This is a genomic window from Streptomyces sp. NA04227 (assembly GCF_013364195.1).
Lineage (GTDB): Bacteria > Actinomycetota > Actinomycetes > Streptomycetales > Streptomycetaceae > Streptomyces.
The window spans coordinates 4,471,612-4,488,559 of the sequence record NZ_CP054918.1 but is presented as its reverse complement, the minus strand read 5'-3'; the positions used below and the strand labels follow the sequence as shown (position 1 = coordinate 4,488,559).

Annotated in this window: 13 protein-coding genes and 1 pseudogene; 11 read left to right on the top strand and 3 right to left on the bottom strand. The window is 70.9% G+C overall.

Annotated elements, in window-relative coordinates; translation table 11 throughout:
- Positions 1–188: 188 nt before the first annotated feature.
- Together HUT18_RS19090 and HUT18_RS19085 are read left to right on the top strand one after the other, a co-directional pair.
- A complete protein-coding gene (locus HUT18_RS19090) occupies positions 189–947 on the top strand; it encodes a response regulator transcription factor (RefSeq protein WP_176101828.1) in 759 nt (252 codons plus the stop codon).
- Positions 944–2,365: a cell wall metabolism sensor histidine kinase WalK gene (locus HUT18_RS19085; RefSeq protein ID WP_176101827.1), complete on the top strand. Its 1,422-nt coding sequence runs from the start codon at positions 944–946 to the stop codon at positions 2,363–2,365. The genes HUT18_RS19090 and HUT18_RS19085 overlap by 4 nt, the downstream gene beginning before the upstream one ends.
- A 45-nt stretch (positions 2,366–2,410) precedes the next feature.
- Here the strand turns inward: HUT18_RS19085 and HUT18_RS19080 are convergent, their stop codons facing one another.
- The gene (locus tag HUT18_RS19080; RefSeq protein WP_176101826.1) at positions 2,411–2,929 is read right to left on the bottom strand and encodes a cupin domain-containing protein; all 519 of its coding nucleotides are present in this window, start codon (positions 2,927–2,929) and stop codon (positions 2,411–2,413) included.
- A gap of 261 nt (positions 2,930–3,190) precedes the next feature.
- A complete protein-coding gene (locus HUT18_RS19075; RefSeq protein ID WP_176101825.1) occupies positions 3,191–5,017 on the bottom strand; it encodes a bifunctional UDP-sugar hydrolase/5'-nucleotidase in 1,827 nt (608 codons plus the stop codon).
- 240 nt (positions 5,018–5,257) lie between these two features.
- On the opposite strand from HUT18_RS19075, the gene HUT18_RS19070 reads away from it, so the two are divergent.
- Both HUT18_RS19070 and mshD read left to right on the top strand, forming a co-directional pair.
- Positions 5,258–6,364 carry a YhcG family protein gene (locus HUT18_RS19070; protein ID WP_176101824.1) on the top strand — a complete coding sequence of 369 codons (1,107 nt, stop codon included), beginning with the start codon at positions 5,258–5,260 and terminating at the stop codon, positions 6,362–6,364.
- A gap of 39 nt (positions 6,365–6,403) precedes the next feature.
- Positions 6,404–7,336 (top strand): mycothiol synthase, encoded by a 933-nt coding sequence (mshD, locus tag HUT18_RS19065; RefSeq protein ID WP_176101823.1) that lies wholly within the window; start codon positions 6,404–6,406, stop codon positions 7,334–7,336.
- A 73-nt stretch (positions 7,337–7,409) separates the two neighbouring features.
- Here the strand turns inward: mshD and HUT18_RS19060 are convergent, their stop codons facing one another.
- Positions 7,410–8,144 (bottom strand): tectonin domain-containing protein, encoded by a 735-nt coding sequence (locus tag HUT18_RS19060; RefSeq protein WP_368661541.1) that lies wholly within the window; start codon positions 8,142–8,144, stop codon positions 7,410–7,412.
- A 319-nt stretch (positions 8,145–8,463) separates the two neighbouring features.
- Between HUT18_RS19060 and HUT18_RS19055 the strand changes: the two are divergent.
- The 7 genes and pseudogenes from HUT18_RS19055 to pstS form a co-directional block, all read left to right on the top strand.
- A pseudogene (locus tag HUT18_RS19055) lies at positions 8,464–8,838 on the top strand (GntR family transcriptional regulator); the annotation flags it as partial.
- 148 nt (positions 8,839–8,986) lie between these two features.
- A complete protein-coding gene (locus tag HUT18_RS19050) occupies positions 8,987–10,108 on the top strand; it encodes an ABC transporter ATP-binding protein (protein ID WP_254878696.1) in 1,122 nt (373 codons plus the stop codon).
- Complete coding sequence (locus HUT18_RS19045) at positions 10,105–11,163, top strand: hypothetical protein (RefSeq protein ID WP_176101820.1); 1,059 nt, start codon at positions 10,105–10,107, stop codon at positions 11,161–11,163. Before HUT18_RS19050 ends, HUT18_RS19045 begins: the two co-directional genes overlap by 4 nt.
- Before the next feature lie 505 nt (positions 11,164–11,668).
- A complete protein-coding gene (locus HUT18_RS19040; RefSeq protein ID WP_176101819.1) occupies positions 11,669–13,909 on the top strand; it encodes an RNA degradosome polyphosphate kinase in 2,241 nt (746 codons plus the stop codon).
- A complete protein-coding gene (locus HUT18_RS19035) occupies positions 13,890–15,110 on the top strand; it encodes a CHAD domain-containing protein (RefSeq protein ID WP_254878695.1) in 1,221 nt (406 codons plus the stop codon). Before HUT18_RS19040 ends, HUT18_RS19035 begins: the two co-directional genes overlap by 20 nt.
- The gene (locus tag HUT18_RS19030; RefSeq protein WP_368661540.1) at positions 15,107–15,562 is read left to right on the top strand and encodes an NUDIX hydrolase; all 456 of its coding nucleotides are present in this window, start codon (positions 15,107–15,109) and stop codon (positions 15,560–15,562) included. Before HUT18_RS19035 ends, HUT18_RS19030 begins: the two co-directional genes overlap by 4 nt.
- A gap of 240 nt (positions 15,563–15,802) precedes the next feature.
- Positions 15,803–16,924, top strand: a complete 1,122-nt coding sequence (pstS, locus tag HUT18_RS19025; RefSeq protein ID WP_176101816.1) for a phosphate ABC transporter substrate-binding protein PstS — start codon at positions 15,803–15,805, stop codon at positions 16,922–16,924.
- Positions 16,925–16,948: the final 24 nt, after the last annotated feature.

Sequence of the window (16,948 nt, the reverse complement as noted above, 5' to 3'; positions counted from 1 at the left end):
CCGGCGGGACTTGTGGGGGTCCGCCGGGCCGGGACACCCCGGGCCGGCGGGGCTTGTGGGTGTCCGCCGCCCACCGCACCACCCCCGTGCGAGGCTGGGCACGGCCGTACCCTCCCGTGCCGCCGCCACCCGCACGCGCACCCGTACTCGTACCGAACCCGCCCTCCGCCGCACCTGAGGACCCCGCCATGTCGCCCGCCCCCGCCTCCCCCGCAGCCGCCTCCGCGCCCGAAGGCGCGCAGCAGCGCATCCTGATCGTCGACGACGAGCCCGCCGTGCGCGAGGCGCTGCGGCGTTCGCTGGCCTTCGAGGGCTACGGCACCGAGGTGGCCGTGGACGGTCTCGACGCACTGGAGAAGGCCGAGAACTACCGCCCCGACCTGGTCGTTCTGGACATCCAGATGCCGCGGATGGACGGCCTGACAGCGGCCCGCCGCATCCGCGCCAGCGGCAGCACGGTGCCGATCCTGATGCTCACGGCGCGCGACACCGTCGGCGACCGGGTCACCGGACTCGACGCGGGCGCGGACGACTACCTGGTGAAACCCTTCGAACTGGACGAGCTCTTCGCCCGGCTCAGGGCCCTGCTGCGACGTATCTCGTACGCGGCCGAGAGCGGCGCGGCGCGCGGCGAGGCCGATGTGCTCGCCTTCGCGGACCTGCGGATGGACCTGGCCACGCGCGAGGTGATGCGCGGCACCCGCCGGGTGGAGCTGACCCGTACCGAGTTCACGCTCCTGGAGATGTTCCTCGCCCATCCGCGGCAGGTGCTGACCCGCGAGCAGATCCTCAAGGCGGTCTGGGGCTTCGACTTCGAGCCGTCGTCCAACTCCCTCGATGTGTACGTGATGTACCTGCGCCGCAAGACCGAGGCGGGCGGCGAGCCACGTCTGGTGCACACGGTGCGCGGGGTGGGCTACGCGCTGCGCACGGGCGGCAGCGAGTGAGCGGCGCCCGGCTGCGCGAACTGCCGCTGCGCTCGCGGCTCGCGCTGCTGGTGGCCGCCTCGGTGGCCCTGGCGGTGGCGGTGGCCGCCTCCGCCTGCTGGCTGCTCACCCGCGCCCAGCTGCGCGACGAACTCGACGACTCGCTGCGCAACACCACGGCGCCCGGCGGCTATCTGCGGGCACTCCAGGAGTCCTGCGTCAGCGACTCGCGTACCGGCCACGACGCCCCGCCCGCCTTCGCGTACATCCAGACCGTCCAGCAGGACGGCTCGCGCTGTGTGGCCTCCGGCTCCAAGGCGGTCCGGGTCGGCGCCGAGGACCAGGAGGTCGCCCTCGGCCTCAGGTCCGACGCCCTGCACGACGCCCGTACCGCCGACGGCGAGGAGGTGCGCGTCTACACCCAGATCTCGCAGAGCGCCGTCGGCGCGATCGCGGTGTCCATCTCCCGGCCTCTCTCGGAGCTCGACCAGTCCCTCAACCGGCTGGCCCTGCTGCTCGCCGCGGTCGCCGGGCTCGGCGTGGTCGGCGCGGGCGTCGCGGGTCTGTGGGTGGCACGCACCGGGCTCAGACCGGTGGACGAACTCACCGGCGCCGTGGAGCACGTGGCGCGCACCGAGGACCTCGCGGTGCAGATCCCGGTCGACGGGGACGACGAGATCGCCCGGCTGTCCCGCTCCTTCAACGCCATGACCTCGGCGCTGGCCTCCTCCCGCGACCTCCAGCAGCAGCTCATCGCGGACGCGGGCCACGAACTGCGCACCCCGCTGACCTCGCTGCGCACCAACGTCGACCTGCTGGTGCGCAGCGAGGAGAGCGGCCGCGCCCTGCCCGCCGCCGACCGCCGCGCACTGCTCGCCTCGGTACGCGCCCAGATGACCGAACTCGCCTCGCTCATCGGCGACTTGCAGGAGCTCTCCCGCCCCGACACCGGCAAGGACGGCGGCGGCCGCGCCGAGGTGGTCGCCCTGCACAAGCTCACCACCACCGCCCTGGACCGCGTCCGCCTGCGCGGCCCCGAGCTCACCCTCGACTCCACCCTGGACCCCTGGTACGTACGCGCCGACCCGCCCGCCCTGGAACGCGCCCTGGTCAACATCCTGGACAACGCGGTCAAGTTCAGCCCGCCCGGCGCACACGTCGAAGTCACCCTCACCGGCGGCGAGTTGAGGGTCCGCGACCACGGTCCCGGCATCCCCGCCGACGAACTCCCGCACGTCTTCGACCGCTTCTGGCGCTCCCCCACCGCCCGCAGCCTCCCCGGCTCGGGCCTCGGCCTGTCCATCGTGGCCCGCACGGTGCGCCAGTGCGGCGGCGAGGTGACGCTGCGGCCCGCGCAGGGCGGCGGGACGCTGGTGACGGTACGGATTCCGGGGGCGCCGACGCCGCCGCCTGGGTGGGAGGGGGCGGGCGGCGCCTGAGCCCCGCCCCACGGCAGCCGGGGTGAGCTAGGCGCCGGGCGGGCCCTACCGCTCCTCGGGCTCGAAGTCCTCCACGAAGTAGCTGTCGTGCCGGATACGGAACTGCTTGAGTTCCTCGCCACCGCGCTGCGCCACCTCCGCGACCCGCTCGAAGTACTCCTCGCGCGGCGCTCCAGGGGAGAAGAGCATGAGCATCGACATGGGCTCGTCGGTCACGTTCTTGAACCCGTGCAGTCCGCCGACCGGTACGTACAGGAAGTCACCCGCGCGGCCCGTGACCCACTTCTCGCCGTTGTAGAGCTCCAGTTCGCCGGACAGGACGTAGAAGGACTCCGACATCGCCTTGTGGAAGTGCGTCTTGGCACCGGCCGACCGCGGCCCCAAGTCCACCTTGTACAGGCCGAATTCGCCGCCCGTGGACTCGTTGGTGGCGAGGTAGTGGGTCGAGCCGCCGGGCGAGGAGAGGTCCGGCGGGGTGCCGGCCGGGCGGAAGGACGCGTTCACTTCGCCCTTGTCACCGCGGTAGCGGCTCTCCGGGTACTCCAGGAATTCCGGGTAGGACATGATGCGCTCCTCTGGGCGGGCGTCCCCGTTGGCGGGTTTCCATCGGAAATGGTGGCCGGTATCCACGGGCGGGGGCATCGGGCTTGCGGACGATCTTGACCTGCCGGGGACCGAGGACCGCAGACCCGGTACGCAGGACCGAGAACACGTCGGCCCCCGGCGCCGACCGTGTCGGTCGGCGGCGGGGGCCGGTGGGTCGCCGTGCGCGTACGCGGCTGCGGCTACTTCACGACGGTGCTGCGGTCCATTACTTCACCACGGCTACTTCACGACGGTGATGCGGTCCGTCTTCGGCGGGGCGAGCGGGCCGGACTCGGAGGAGTTGGCCGCGAGGTAGTCGGTGAAGGCCTTCAGGTCGTCGCCGCCGACCACGGGGTTCTTGCCCTTGGCCAGCTCGGGGAAGCCGTCGCCGCCGCCCGCGAGGAAGGAGTTGAGGGCGACCCGGTAGGTGGCCTTCGGGTCCAGCGCCTTGCCGTCGATCTTGATCGAGTCGGCGACCACACGGTCGGCGCCGGACTTCGTGGTGTCCAGGGTGTAGGTCACGCCCTTGGAGACCTGGAGGACCTTCGGGGCGGCCTGGTTGGCGCCGCTGACCTGCTGGCGCAGCACGGTGAGGAGCTGCTCGCCGGTCAGGTCGATCAGGTTCACGGTGTTGCTGAACGGCTGGACGGTGTACGTCTCGCCGTAGGTCACCACACCGTCGCCCTCACTGCCGCTCGCCTTGTGCAGCAGGTCGGCCCGGACGCCGCCCGGGTTCATGAGCGCGAGGTCGGCCTCGGGGTCGACGGTCTTGGCGTGCGCGAGCTGGGCGTCGGCGATGACGTCACCGAGCGGGGTCTCGGGAGCCGCCGGGGAGGCGCTGGAGGGCAGGTCGGCGGAGATGTAGCCGACCGGCTTGTTGGCGATCGGCTCGGCCAGCTTGTTCCAGCGGCGGATCAGCTTGGTCATGTCCTTGGCCTTGCGCACGTCACGGCGCACCACCTTGTTCGCGGACTTCACGCTCGTACGGACGATGTCGTTCGTGGCACGGTCGTAGGTCAGCGTGGTGTCCGTGTAGAGACGGCCGAACGACGCGGCCGAGGTGACCATGCGCGGCTTGCCCGAGGGGTCGGGGATCTCGCACACGTACGCCTGGTGGGTGTGGCCGGTGACCAGCGCGTCCACCTTGGGCGTGATGTTCTTGGCGATGTCGACGATCGGGCCGGAGACACCGTCGCCCGGGCCGGGCGAGTTGCAGTCGTAGTTGTACGACTGCGAGGCCGGGGCGCCGCCCTCGTGGATCAGCGCGACGACCGACTTGACGCCCTTGCGCTCAAGGACCTTGGCGTACTTGTTGATCGTCTCGGCCTCGTCGTGGAACTTCAGGCCCTTGATGCCCTCGGCGGAGACGATGTTCGGGGTGCCCTCCAGGGTCACGCCGATGAAGCCGATCTTGACGCCGTTCCGCTCCCAGATCGAGTACGGGGCGAGGATCGGCTTGTCCGTCTTCTCGTCGGTGACGTTGGCGGCCAGATACGGGAAGTCGGCGCCCTCGAACTTCTTGCCGTCCTCGAAGCAGCCTTCCTTCGGGTGGCAGCCACCGTTCTGGATCCGGGCGAGCTCCTTGGCACCCTCGTCGAACTCGTGGTTGCCCACACCCGCGACATCGAGGTCGAGCTTGTTCAGCGCCTCGATCGTCGGCTCGTCGTGGAAGAGCCCGGAGACCAGCGGGCTCGCGCCGATCATGTCCCCGGCCGCCGCGGTCACGCTGTACCGCTCGCCCTTGCGCTCCTTGCGCAGCGCGGTGGCCAGGTACTCGACGCCACCCGCCTCGATCTTCTCGGTCGTCCCGTCCGGGTGCGTGTGCGTGACCGTGCCCGAAGACCCCGCCGGCGGCTGCAGGTTGCCGTGCAGGTCGTTGAAGGACAGCAACTGGACGTCGACGGTACGGCCGTGCCCGTTGCCCCCGCCGCTCCCCTCGCTCCGGTCCGAACCGGCGACGGCGGGCAGCGCGGCCACAAGCCCGCCGAGCGCGGCGAGCGAGACACCGGCGACGATCACGCGCCGGGCACGCGTTCGCTTCCTGTGGGACTGGGTAGTGGCGGACACGATTCCCCCTGAGGGTCGAGTTGAGCGGTCGAACGAGCAACGAAGTACGTCACTACGGCAGGGCGCAGCCTAGGTTGACGCGCGTAGCGCGGCCAGGGGGAACGGGTTACGGACTGGTTGCGGGGTGGGGGACGGAGGTGCCGGAACGGCTACTCCTCGCAGTACGACAAATAGGCCGTACGGGTGAGTGTTTGGGGAAGAAACGTCACCGCACGGACGTACGACGCAAGAGTGTGCGACATGAACGAGAAGATCACTCCCGCCGCCAAGTCCCCTGTCCCGGCTCAGAGTTCGGCCACCTCATCCACGTCGGACTCGACTCTGCCGCCGGGCTTCTACGAACTCGTGGACGACCTGAAGGCGATCGTGCGGGGCGCCCACGTCCGCGCCCGCCTCAAGGTCAACACCGAGATGATCCGGATGTACTGGGAGATCGGGCGGACGATCCTGGACCGGCAGGACGCGGAGGGCTGGGGCGCGAAGATCATCGACCGGGTCTCGGCGGAGCTCCGCACCGAGTTCCCGGGGCAGAACGGCTACAGCGCACGCAACCTCCACCACATGCAGAAGTTCGCACGAACCTGGCCCGAGTCAATTGTGCAACAGCCTGTTGCAGAATTGCCCTGGGGCCACATCATCGCCCTCATGCAGTCCTGCAAAACCCCTCGCGAGCAGGACTTCTACGCCCGCCGTGCCATCGAGAACGGCTGGAGCCGCGCCACCCTGGAACTCCAGATCCGCACCCGCCTGCACGAGCGCGAGGGCGGCGCCCTGAACAACTTCGCGACCACGCTTCCGCCGGGCGAGAGCGACATCCTGTCCGAGATCATCAAGGACCCGTACTGCTTCGACTTCACGCGGGCCACCGTCGGGGAGACGCGCGAGCGGGATCTGGAGGACGCGCTGTGCGAGCGTGTCGTGCAGTTCCTCACCGAACTCGGCGCCGGATTCGCCTTCATGGGGCGCCAGTACCCCCTGCGGGTCGGCGCCTCGGACTTCCGTATCGACATGCTCTTCTACCACGCGGCGCTGCACCGCTACGTGATCATCGAGTTGAAGACGACCACCGTGCAGCCCGAGCACCTCGGCAAGCTCAACTTCTACCTCGCGGTCGCGGACGATCTGTTGCGGGACGCGGAGCGCGACGGGCCGACGATCGGGCTCCTCATCGCCGCGGACCAGGACCAGCTCGTGGTCGAGTACGCCCTCAGCCGCACCGGCAGCCCCCTCGCCGTGGCCACCTGGACCGGGGTCGACGCGGACACCGCACAGCAGTTGCCCAGCGCCGAGGAAGTGGCCCGGGTCGCGGGAGAGGTGCTTGCGCCGGTGGCCGCCGAGGAGGGGTGATTCCGCCCCAACAGTCCCCACCCGGCCTATCCTCGACGCATGACCAGCGACGACGCGCCCACCCCCGCAGGCCTCCGCCGTATCGAGACCCTGGACTCGCTGACCGCCGAGCAGGCCGATGCCGTACTCGAACTGATCGCCGAAGCGGCGCACGAGGACGGGCAGTCGGCGGTGTCCGAGCAGGGGCGGTTGCAGCTCAGGGGTGGTGAGCGGGCCGGGGTGCGGCATCTGCTGCTGTACGTGGCGGACCAACTCGTGGGCTACGCACAGCTGGAGGACACCGATCCCGTGGAGGCGCCGGCCGCCGAGATGGTGGTCCGGCCGCGGCACCGGGGCAACGGGCACGGGCGCGCGCTCGGCACCCTGCTGCTCGACGAGTCCGGGCGGCGGCTGCGGGTCTGGGCGCACGGCGGGCACTCCGCGGCCCGGCATCTCTCGCAGGTGCTCGGCCTGACCCTGTTCCGTGAACTGCGCCAGATGCGGCGGCCGTTGACCGGTCTGGAACTGCCCGAGCCGGTACTGCCCACCGGGGTCCGGGTACGCGCCTTCGTGCCCGGCCAGGACGACGCCGCCTGGCTCGCCGCGAACGCCGCCGCCTTCGCCCACCACCCCGAACAGGGCTCCCTGACCCAGCGCGACCTCGACGACCGCAAGGCCGAGCCCTGGTTCGATCCGGAGGGCTTCTTCCTCGCCGTCCGCGAGGAGGACGGCGCGCTGCGCGGCTTCCACTGGACCAAGGTGCACGCCGAGGAGGGCCTCGGCGAGGTGTACGTGGTCGGCGTCCAGCCCGAGGCCCAGGGCACCGGCCTCGGCAAAGCCCTCACCACCATCGGCCTGCGCCACCTCGCCGGACGCGGTCTCCCGACGGCGATGCTCTACGTCGACGCCGACAACAAGGCGGCGGTCAGCGTGTACGAGCGGCTCGGATTCTCCACGTACGAGACGGACTTGATGTACCGGACGGAGTCCTGAGCGCGCACCTGTCCGCCCCGCCGGAGCGGGGCGGACAGGTGCGCCTGGCGCTGAAGTCCAGGTCCGCTCACGCTCAGCCCTGCTGGTCTCCGATGTACCGGAAGATCTTCCCGTCGGAATTGACGTGCCAGACCGTGCCGTCGGCCGCCGCGCCGATGTCGGTGGCCGTTCCGGGGATCTGCACCCACGGGCTGGTGTCGTTGTTGGTGTACCGGTAGATGTTTCCGTGGGCGTTGACGCCCCATACGCAGGTGCGGGATCCGACGGCGATGCGGGTGAGTCCGCCGGGGATGAGCTTCCAGTGCGGCGTGCCCTGGTCTCCCGTGTACCGGAAGATCCTGCCGTCCGAGTTGACGTGCCAGACCGTACCGTCGGCCCCCGCGCCGATGTCGGTGGCCGCCCCCGGGATCTGCACCCACGGGCTGGAGTCGTCGTTGGTGAACCGGTAGATGTTCCCCCCGGCGTTGACGCCCCACACAGAGGTGCGGGACCCGACGTCGATGCGGGCCAGTCCGCCGGGGATCAGCTTCCAGTGCGGCGTGCCCTGGTCCCCGGTGTACCGGAAGATCTTCCCGTCCGAGTTGACGTGCCAGACCGTACCGTCGGCCCCCGCGCCGATGTCGGTGGCCGCCCCCGGGATCTGCACCCACGGAGTGGCGTCGTCGTTGGTGAACCGGTAGATGTTCCCGCCGGCGTTGACGCCCCACACGCAGGTACGGGACCCGGCCGAGATCGCTTTCAGACCACCGGGGATCAGTTCCCAATCAGCCATGAAGGTACCTCTCTTTCCGCTTGCCCATGCAAACAATTGCAGGTTGCGCAGGCGGTGAAATCGGCAAACGGCGAGGGCCGGGCGTTGAGGAGAGCAACTGTCCGTAAAGACAGCGTTTATGTCGAGTGGGTCCCGTACCGGGCGGCCGCGTCGCCGAGGAGCCCGCCGGTCACAGGTCCGGAAAGGGAGTCACTCTCCCGGGTGGGCGACGGGCGCGTGGATGACGGCGCCACTCTCCAACGCGCGTACTTCGCGCGCACTCCGCGCAACTCCCCTCGCGATCTGGGCACTTGACGTCGGCCCACCCTTGCACCACCCTTTCACTACTTGATTAGTGAAAGGGGGTTGGAGGGGAGTGCTCCAGTACCGCATCGACCGGGGCAGCGGCGTCGCCACCTATCTGCAGATCGTGCAGCAGACCCGGCAGGCCCTGCGGCTCGGTCTGCTCGAACCCGGGGACAAGCTGCCCACGGCCCGTGAGGTGGTCGAGGCGACGGCGATCAATCCGAACACCGTGCTCAAGGCATACCGGGAGCTCGAACGGGAGGGGCTCGTCGAGGCCCGGCGCGGGCTCGGCACCTTCGTACGACGCACGCTCGGCGCCGCCGCCACCGACGCCCCGCTGCGCGCCGAACTCGCCGACTGGGCGGGGCGGGCACGGGCCGCCGGGCTCGATCGGGAGGACGTTGCCGCGCTGATGTCCGCCGTGCTCGACGAGCGGTTCGGCGACGGTGGGACGGCCGCGACCGGTGCCGGTGCCGGTGCCAAGTCCAAGGCCGAGACCAAGACCAAGGCCAAGACCGCGTCCGTTGCGGCGAGTTCGTCCGCGGACGCGGCGGCGCGGCAGGCCGGGAAGACAGACCAGGGGGAATCCGCTGATGAGTGAGACCGCGGCCGAGGAGGTCGCCGTCGAGGCGACCGCGCTCGGCAAGAAGTACCCGGACCGGAAGCTGCGCACCATGGGCTTTCGGCGCGGGAGTTCGCCGGGCAGGAGGTTCCGGAAGGGCGGGAAGGGCGGGAAGGGCGAGGAGCGGCACTCGGGCGTGCCCGGCGCCGCAGGACCGGTCGGCGAGGCGTGGGCCCTGCGCGACTGCGACGTACGGATTCCGGCGGGGCGGATCTGTGCGCTCGTCGGGCCCAACGGTGCCGGGAAGTCGACTCTTCTCGCGCACGCCGCGGGCCTGTTGCCGCCGACCTCCGGTGACATCCGCGTACTCGGGACGGCACCCGGCGAGGCGCGGGAGCGGATCGCCTATGTGGCGCAGGACAAGCCGCTGTACCCGCAGTTGACCGTGGAGGCGACGCTCCGGCTCGGGGCCGAACTCAACCCGGAGCGCTGGGACGCGGAGGCCGCGTGGCGTGTGGTCGACGGGGGCGAGCTCCAACCGGGCGCCGTGGTACGACAGTTGTCCGGAGGGCAGCGCACCCGCATCGCCCTGGCGCTGGCCCTCGGCAAGCGCCCCTCGCTGCTGCTCCTGGACGAGCCGATGGCCGACCTCGATCCCCTGGCCCGGCACGAACTGATGGGCCTGCTGCTCGCAGAGGCGGCCGACACCGGCACGACCGTGGTCATGAGCTCGCACATCCTCGGCGAACTGGCCACCGCCTGCGACCACTTGGTGCTGCTCGACCGTGGGCGGGTGCGCCTCGCGGGCGAGGTCGACGAGATCGTGGCCGGGCACGCCCTGGTCACCGGCCGGGGTCCGCTGACGGAGCTGGGCTCCCACACCGTGATCGAGTCGCAGGTCACCGGGCGCGGAGTGAGCGCGCTGCTGCGTACCGAGCGGCCCGTGACGGGTGACTGGGAGGTGAGCGAGCCCTCCCTGGAGGAGGTACTGCTCGGACATCTGCGGTCCTCGCGGGCCGAGGCGGCACGGTCCACCGCGGCGGCGGTCTCGACGACCGCCTCCCCTCCCGCCTCCACGCCCACAGCGACCTCCACGTCCACCACGGCTTCGACCACGAACTCGACCTCAACCGGACGGGAGGCCCTGTCATGACCCCAACGGACACCGGCACCGCCGTACTCACGCCGCCCCCGCCGAAGAAGGACGGCCCCATGTCCGGGAAGGGAGACCGTGCCCTGTCCGCTTCGCGGCTGCGTGGCCCGTACTGGGCGGTCGCGCGACTGCACCGTACGGCGATGTGGACCCTGATCGCCGCGGTCGGCGCCGCCGTCGTCGCCGTGGTCGGGGTGCGGTGGTGGGTGGCGGCCACCGAGGATCAGTCCTGCGACAGGGGGTTCGGTGCCTGCGAAGGGCTCTTCGGGTACTGGAACGCCTTCGAGTGGATGGAGGTCCCGATCGAGCACGGCGGTCCGTTCCTGCTCTGCTGGCCCGCGATCGTCGCCGCCTATGTGGCGGGCCCGTTGATCGGGCGGGAGCAGGAGGCGGGGCTGCACCGGGTGGCGTGGAGCCAGTCGGTGAGTCCGGTGCGGTGGCTCGGCGCCAAGCTCGCGCTGACGGCCGCCGTCGCGGTCCCCGCCGGGCTGGTCCTGGCCGCCCTGTTCCAACTGTCCCGGTCGGCGATCACCGACGGGGGCTGGCTGGACTGGTCGGAACGCGGCGTCTTCGAGTCGTACGGGCCGCCGCTGGTCGCATACACGCTGCTCGGTATCGGTCTCGGCGCCCTGCTCGGGCTGGTGCTGCGGCACGCGCTCGCCGCGTTCGTGGTGGCGGGCGGGCTCGTGGTGGCGCTGACCCAGGCGGCCTCCGAGCTGCGGTGGCGTCTGTGGCCGGTGAGCACGTCGACCTGGCGGACCTCCGGCGAGGCGGGCGGCGACATCCTCGGGCCGCCCAGGCTGCCGTCCGACTCCCTGCTCATGGAATGGGGGCAGACCACTTCCACCGGCCGCCGTCTCCCGCTCGACTACTGCTATCAGGCCGGGCACAACGGAAAGTGCCCGTCCCGCGTGGAGATCACCGGCGGGTGGGCGGAGTACCACCCGAAGTCCCACTTCTGGTACCTCCAGCTCACCGAGTCGGTGCTGGTGCTCGCGGTGGCCGCGCTGGTCGTCCTCGTGACGTTGCGCGTGGTCAGGAGCCGTGTGGGCTGATCCGACGGAACGAACAGGGGCGCGGGCAGGAGCGCGGGGAGGGGCGCAGGGGGGCGGTGGTGCGAAAGGGGGCGTACGCTCCGGCACCGTCGCCCCCGCGTGCGCCTCGCCCGCCCTCGGTATTCGCGACCGGTCGCCGTGGCCGGTGGTCGAGACCGGTGGTCGTGGCCGCCCGAGGCCGCCCGTCACTCTCCTGACCGAAAGCGGACGGCCGGAAGGCAGCCACTTGGCCGAAGAGGGACAGGTCCGGTGCCGTGCCGGATCCGCGTGGACGGTATGGACGCCCCGGAGCCGCCCTCCGATGTCCTGCACGTCATGTCTCCGTAACCGTCGATTCAGGTGACCTTGCGACGCTCGGCCAATGCAGCCCGTCGCGTCCGAGGCCCACGAGCCCCTGTCCACGGGGGCGGGGGGCTCCGAGGAAACGCGGCTCCATCAGCGCCCCGAGCCGGAGCCCGTGCCTTTGGGCGCGCCCGAAGACTCGTCGGCGCGGAACAATGGATCCATGACGCAGCAGTCCGAAACCCAGGCCCCTCTCACGCACGCGCGGCCCTCCGTGGGTTCGATCGCCGCGCACCGGCCGCACGCGCTCGCGGCCACCACCTCGGATCTGGAACCGGACCTCGACGCGGACCTCGACCACTTCGAGGACGGCGCCGAGTCCGACCCCGACCTGCCGCAGGGCCGGTTCCTGGACCGCGAGCGGAGCTGGCTCGCGTTCAACGAGCGGGTGCTCGAACTCGCCGAGGACCCGAACACGCCACTCCTGGAGCGCGCGAACTTCCTGGCCATCTTCGCCAGCAACCTGGACGAGTTCTTCATGGTCCGGGTGGCCGGTCTGAAGCGCCGTATCGCCACCGGGGTGGCCACCCGCTCCGCCTCCGGGCTGCGTCCGCGCGAGGTCCTGGAGATGATCTGGTCCCGCTCGCGTGAGCTGATGGCCCGGCACGCCGCCTGCTTCCAGGAGGACGTCGCGCCCGGGCTGACCGAGGAGGGCATCCACCTCGTCCGCTGGCCCGAGCTGACCGAGGCCGAGCAGGCCCGGCTGGGCACGCTGTACCGGCGCAAGATCTTCCCCGTGCTCACCCCGCTGGCCGTCGACCCGGCGCACCCCTTCCCCTACATCTCCGGGCTCTCGCTGAACCTCGCCGTCGTGGTGCGCAACCCGCACTCGGGCCACCGGCACTTCGCGCGGGTCAAGGTGCCGCCGCTGCTGTCGCGGTTCCTGGAGGCCTCGCCGCAGCGCTATGTGCCGATCGAGGACGTCATCGCGGCGCACGCGCACCTGGAGATGCTCTTCCCGGGCATGGAGGTCCTGGAGCACCACATGTTCCGGATCACCCGGAACGAGGACCTGGAGGTCGAGGAGGACGACGCCGAGAACCTCCTCAAGGCGCTGGAGAAGGAGCTCATGCGCCGCCGCTTCGGGCCGCCGGTGCGGCTCGAGGTCGAGGAGAGCATCGACGAACACGTACTCAACCTGCTGATCCGCGAGCTGAAGATCAGCGAGGACGAGGTCTATCCGCTGCCCGGCCCGCTGGATCTGACGGGTCTGTTCGGGATCGCCGCGCTGGACCGGCCGGAGCTGAAGTACAAGAAGTTCATCGCCGGTACGCACCGGGACCTGGCCGAGGTGGAGTCGGCCTCGCCGCCGGACATCTTCGCCGCGCTGCGCGAGCGGGACGTGCTGCTGCACCACCCGTACGACAGTTTCTCCACCTCGGTGCAGGCCTTCCTGGAGCAGGCCGCGGCCGACCCGGACGTGCTGGCGATCAAGCAGACGCTGTACCGGACCTCGGGCGATTCGCCGATAGTCGACGCGCTGATAGACGCCGCCGACTCGGGCAAGCAGGTGCTCGTCCTCGTCGAGATCAAGGCCCGCTTCGACGAGCAGGCCAACATCAAGTGGGCGCGCAAGCTGGAGGAGGCGGGCTGCCATGTGGTGTACGGCCTCGTCGGCCTGAAGACCCACTGCAAGCTCTCCCTCGTGGTGCGGCAGGAGGGCGACAACCTCGTCCGCTACTCGCACGTGGGCACCGGCAACTACCACCCGAAGACGGCCCGGCTCTACGAGGACATCGGGCTGCTGACCGCCGACCCGCAGGTCGGCGCCGACCTGTCCGACCTGTTCAACCGGCTGTCCGGCTACTCGCTGCGGGAGAACTTCCGGCGCCTGCTCGTCGCGCCGCACTCGCTGCGCGACGGCCTGGTCGCGCGGGTCGGCAAGGAGATCCAGCACCACCGCGCCGGGCGTCCGGCGTCCGTGCGCATCAAGGTCAACTCGATGGTGGACGAGGCGGTCATCGACGCGCTGTACCGGGCGAGCCGGGCGGGCGTGCCGGTCGATGTGTGGGTACGCGGGATCTGCGCGCTGCGGCCGGGTGTGCCGGGGCTGTCGGAGAACATCCGGGTGCGCTCGGTGCTCGGACGGTTCCTGGAGCACTCGCGGGTCTTCGCCTTCGGCAACGGCGGCGAGCCCGAGGTGTGGATCGGCAGCGCCGACATGATGCACCGCAACCTCGACCGGCGTATCGAGGCGCTGGTGCGGGTCAGCGACCCGGCACACCGGGCCTCCCTGAACCGGCTCCTCGAAACGGGCATGTCCGACAGCACCGCCTCCTGGCACCTCGGCCCGGACGGCGACTGGACCCGGCATGCCACCGGCCCGGACGGCCGGCCTCTGCGGAACGTACAGGAGATGCTCATTGACGCCCGGAGGCGCCGGCGTGGCACAGCAACACCATGACGTTGCGGTTCAGTCCGCAGCGGGGGACGTCCTTTCGGCCTACCTTCAGGGCCAGGCCACGGAGTTCCTCCGTTCACTGAGACTGCACCGCGAAAACGGGGGGAACGGCGGCAGCGGGGACGAGGCCGTCGCGGCCGCACGCGCCCTGCGGGCCTCGGCCCGCCGCATCGGCGGCACCCTGCTCACCTTCAAGTCCCTGCTCGACGGGCCGTGGTCGGACGAGCTGCGTCCCGAACTGGCCTGGCTCTCGGGCACCCTCGCCCGCGAGTACGCCTACGCCGACCGCCTGGAGCGGCTGCTCGGCGCGCTGCACCGGCTCTCCGGTTCGGGGGCGCTGCACGACGGCGGCGCCGGGGACGCGGAGCGGGCTCAGAGCGAGACGGGCAGTACAAGCAGTACGGGCGGTGCTGGCGGTACGGGCGGTGCGGCGGGCCAGGCCGACGGAAGCGGCCGTACGGACCGGACCGATCTGCGTACGGACCGGGCCGGGAAGCGGGACGACACCGCGGTGCGCGCGCGGTCGGCGACAGCGCGGGTGCCCGCGCCCGCGCGGCGTGAGGAGCGCACGCCCGGCGCGGGACTGACCGTGGGCGCCGCCAAAGCCGGCGCCCTCCTGGAACGCCAGCTCACCCTCGCCCGGACCCGCGCCCACTCGGCCGCGCTCCAGGCGCTCGGCTCGGCACGCTTCCACGCGGTGGCCGACGGCGTCGCCGTACTGGCCAGCGAGGTCCCGATCGACCCCAACGCCCGCACCGGCGACCTCCAGCTCCTGGCCCGCGAGGCGGAGGGCCGCCTGAACGAGTCGGTCGAGGCGCTGCCGCTGTACCGGGCCGGACTCCCTTACAACTCCGAGGCCTTGGTGCACGGCCTGTCCGCCGACCCGGGACCGCAGCCGCAGGACGCGCCCTGGCATCACGTACGACTGCTGCTGCGGCTGCACCGATACGCGCGTGAAGTGCTGCACGGCGAGCAGCCCCCGGGCCCCGACCTGCGGCTGCTGGCGGCCGGGCGCGCGCTCACCGAGCACCGGGACGCGGCCGAGGCCGCCTCGGCCGCCGCCTCCGCGGCGCGCACCCCGCGGATCGCCCCGGCGACGGCGTACGCGCTCGGTGTGCTGCACGCCGACCAGCGCCACGAGGTGGAGGCCGCCCGCTACGCCTTCCACCAGGCATGGCTGAAGGAGCCGGTGGCGGCGCCATGAGCGCGGAGGGAGTCATCAGGGCGGCGGGCTGTGTGCTGTGGCGGCGGGCCCGCTCGCCGCTGGCCTACCGCGAACTCGGTGAGTCCTACCAGGGGCACGGCGGCATCGAGCTGTGCCTGGTGCACCGGCCCAAGTACAACGACTGGTCGCACCCCAAGGGGAAGCTGAAGCAGGGCGAGCCGCCGCTCGCGGGCGCGCTGCGCGAGGTCGAGGAGGAGACCGGGTACCGCTGCGTACCCGGTGCCCCGCTGCCCTCGGTGCACTACATAGCCCAGGGCCGCCCCAAGCAGGTGAGCTACTGGGCCGCGGAGGCGGCGGAGGGCGCGTTCCGGCCCAGCCGCGAAGTGGACCGCATCTGCTGGCTGGCCCCGCTGTCCGCACGGAATCTGCTGACCCAGTCCCGTGACCGCCGGCTGGTGGACGCCCTTCTGGCGGCGCTGCACCTCGCATGACCTGCGCCGACCTGGCGTAATGGGTGGAACACAAACCGTAGCGCCCTGGCTCACCGTGCCGACAGTCGAGGTTCACTCCCCGTTCACTCTCGCCAATTGGCCGCTTCACCTGCTCTGCCTAATTTCGGCCGTACACGGAGTGCGCCGGATACGTCCCGGCGCCCCCACCCCCGTGCTGTGAGAACACCGACTTCGCACGCCGCCAAACGGTTTGGCGGCTCCTGGAAGGACATCCCGAAAGTGAAGCTTCAGCGCAAGAACCGGCTTCGCGCCCTCTGCATCGGTGCCGTCGCCGTCTCCGGCGCCCTGGCCCTGACGGCGTGTGGTTCGGACGACTCGGGCACGGAGACCGACCCGTCGGCCTCGGCGCAGGCCGAAGGCATCGAGTGCGGCGACGCCGAGGGGCAGCTCCTCGCCTCCGGCTCGTCGGCCCAGAAGAACGCGATCGACGCCTGGCGCAAGAACTTCGCCGCCGCCTGCAAGGTGCAGCTGAACTACAACCCCAAGGGCTCCGGCGCGGGCATCACCGACTTCCTGCAGGGCTCCACCGCCTTCGCCGGTTCGGACTCCGCGCTCAAGGACGACGAGATCAAGCAGTCCTCGAAGGTCTGCAAGGACAGCCAGGCCATCGACCTTCCGATGGTCGGCGGCCCGATCGCCGTCGGTTACAACGTCCCCGGCGTGGACAACCTGATCCTGGACGCGGCCACCCTGGCCGACATCTTCAACGACAAGATCAAGACCTGGGACGACAAGGCGATCGCCAAGCTCAACCCCGGCGTGAAGCTTCCCAGCACCAAGATCCAGGCCTTCCACCGCTCGGACGAGTCCGGCACCACGGACAACTTCACCAAGTACCTGAAGGCCGCCGCCCCGGCCAACTGGCCGTACGAGCCCGAGAAGGCCTGGCAGGCCAAGGGCGGCCAGGCCGCCAGCGGTTCCTCCGGCCTCGCGCAGGCCGTGAAGCAGACCGAGGGCGCCATCACGTACTTCGAGCTCTCCTACGCCGGCACCGAGGTCAAGACGGTCGACCTCAAGACCGACGCCAAGGAGCCGGTGAAGGCCACCATCGACAACGCCACCAAGGCGATCTCCGAGGCCAAGCGCGTCGGCAAGGGCAACGACTACTCGCTCGAGCTGAACTACAAGCCGACCGCCGAGGGTGCGTACCCGATCACCCTGGTCACCTACGAGATCGCCTGCGAGAAGGGCAACAAGGCGGAGACGCTGCCCACCACGAAGGCGTTCCTCAGCTACATCGCCAGCGAGAAGGGCCAGGCCCTGCTCAAGGAGAAGGGCTACGCCCCGATCCCGGCCGAGATCAACACGAAGGTCCGTGAGGTCATCAAGGGCCTCAGCTGACCCTGAGCGCGGGCGGGTCACCAG

What these genes read in the sequence shown, in the direction of transcription:
- HUT18_RS19090 (WP_176101828.1), top strand. Translation starts at nt 189, where the DNA reads ATGTCGCCCGCCCCCGCCTCCCCCGCAGCCGCCTCCGCGCCCGAAGGC.
- HUT18_RS19080 (WP_176101826.1), bottom strand. Translation starts at nt 2,929, where the DNA reads ATGTCCTACCCGGAATTCCTGGAGTACCCGGAGAGCCGCTACCGCGGT.
- HUT18_RS19070 (WP_176101824.1), top strand. Translation starts at nt 5,258, where the DNA reads ATGAACGAGAAGATCACTCCCGCCGCCAAGTCCCCTGTCCCGGCTCAG.
- mshD (WP_176101823.1), top strand. Translation starts at nt 6,404, where the DNA reads ATGACCAGCGACGACGCGCCCACCCCCGCAGGCCTCCGCCGTATCGAG.
- HUT18_RS19050 (WP_254878696.1), top strand. Translation starts at nt 8,987, where the DNA reads ATGAGTGAGACCGCGGCCGAGGAGGTCGCCGTCGAGGCGACCGCGCTC.
- HUT18_RS19045 (WP_176101820.1), top strand. Translation starts at nt 10,105, where the DNA reads ATGACCCCAACGGACACCGGCACCGCCGTACTCACGCCGCCCCCGCCG.
- HUT18_RS19040 (WP_176101819.1), top strand. Translation starts at nt 11,669, where the DNA reads ATGACGCAGCAGTCCGAAACCCAGGCCCCTCTCACGCACGCGCGGCCC.
- HUT18_RS19030 (WP_368661540.1), top strand. Translation starts at nt 15,107, where the DNA reads ATGAGCGCGGAGGGAGTCATCAGGGCGGCGGGCTGTGTGCTGTGGCGG.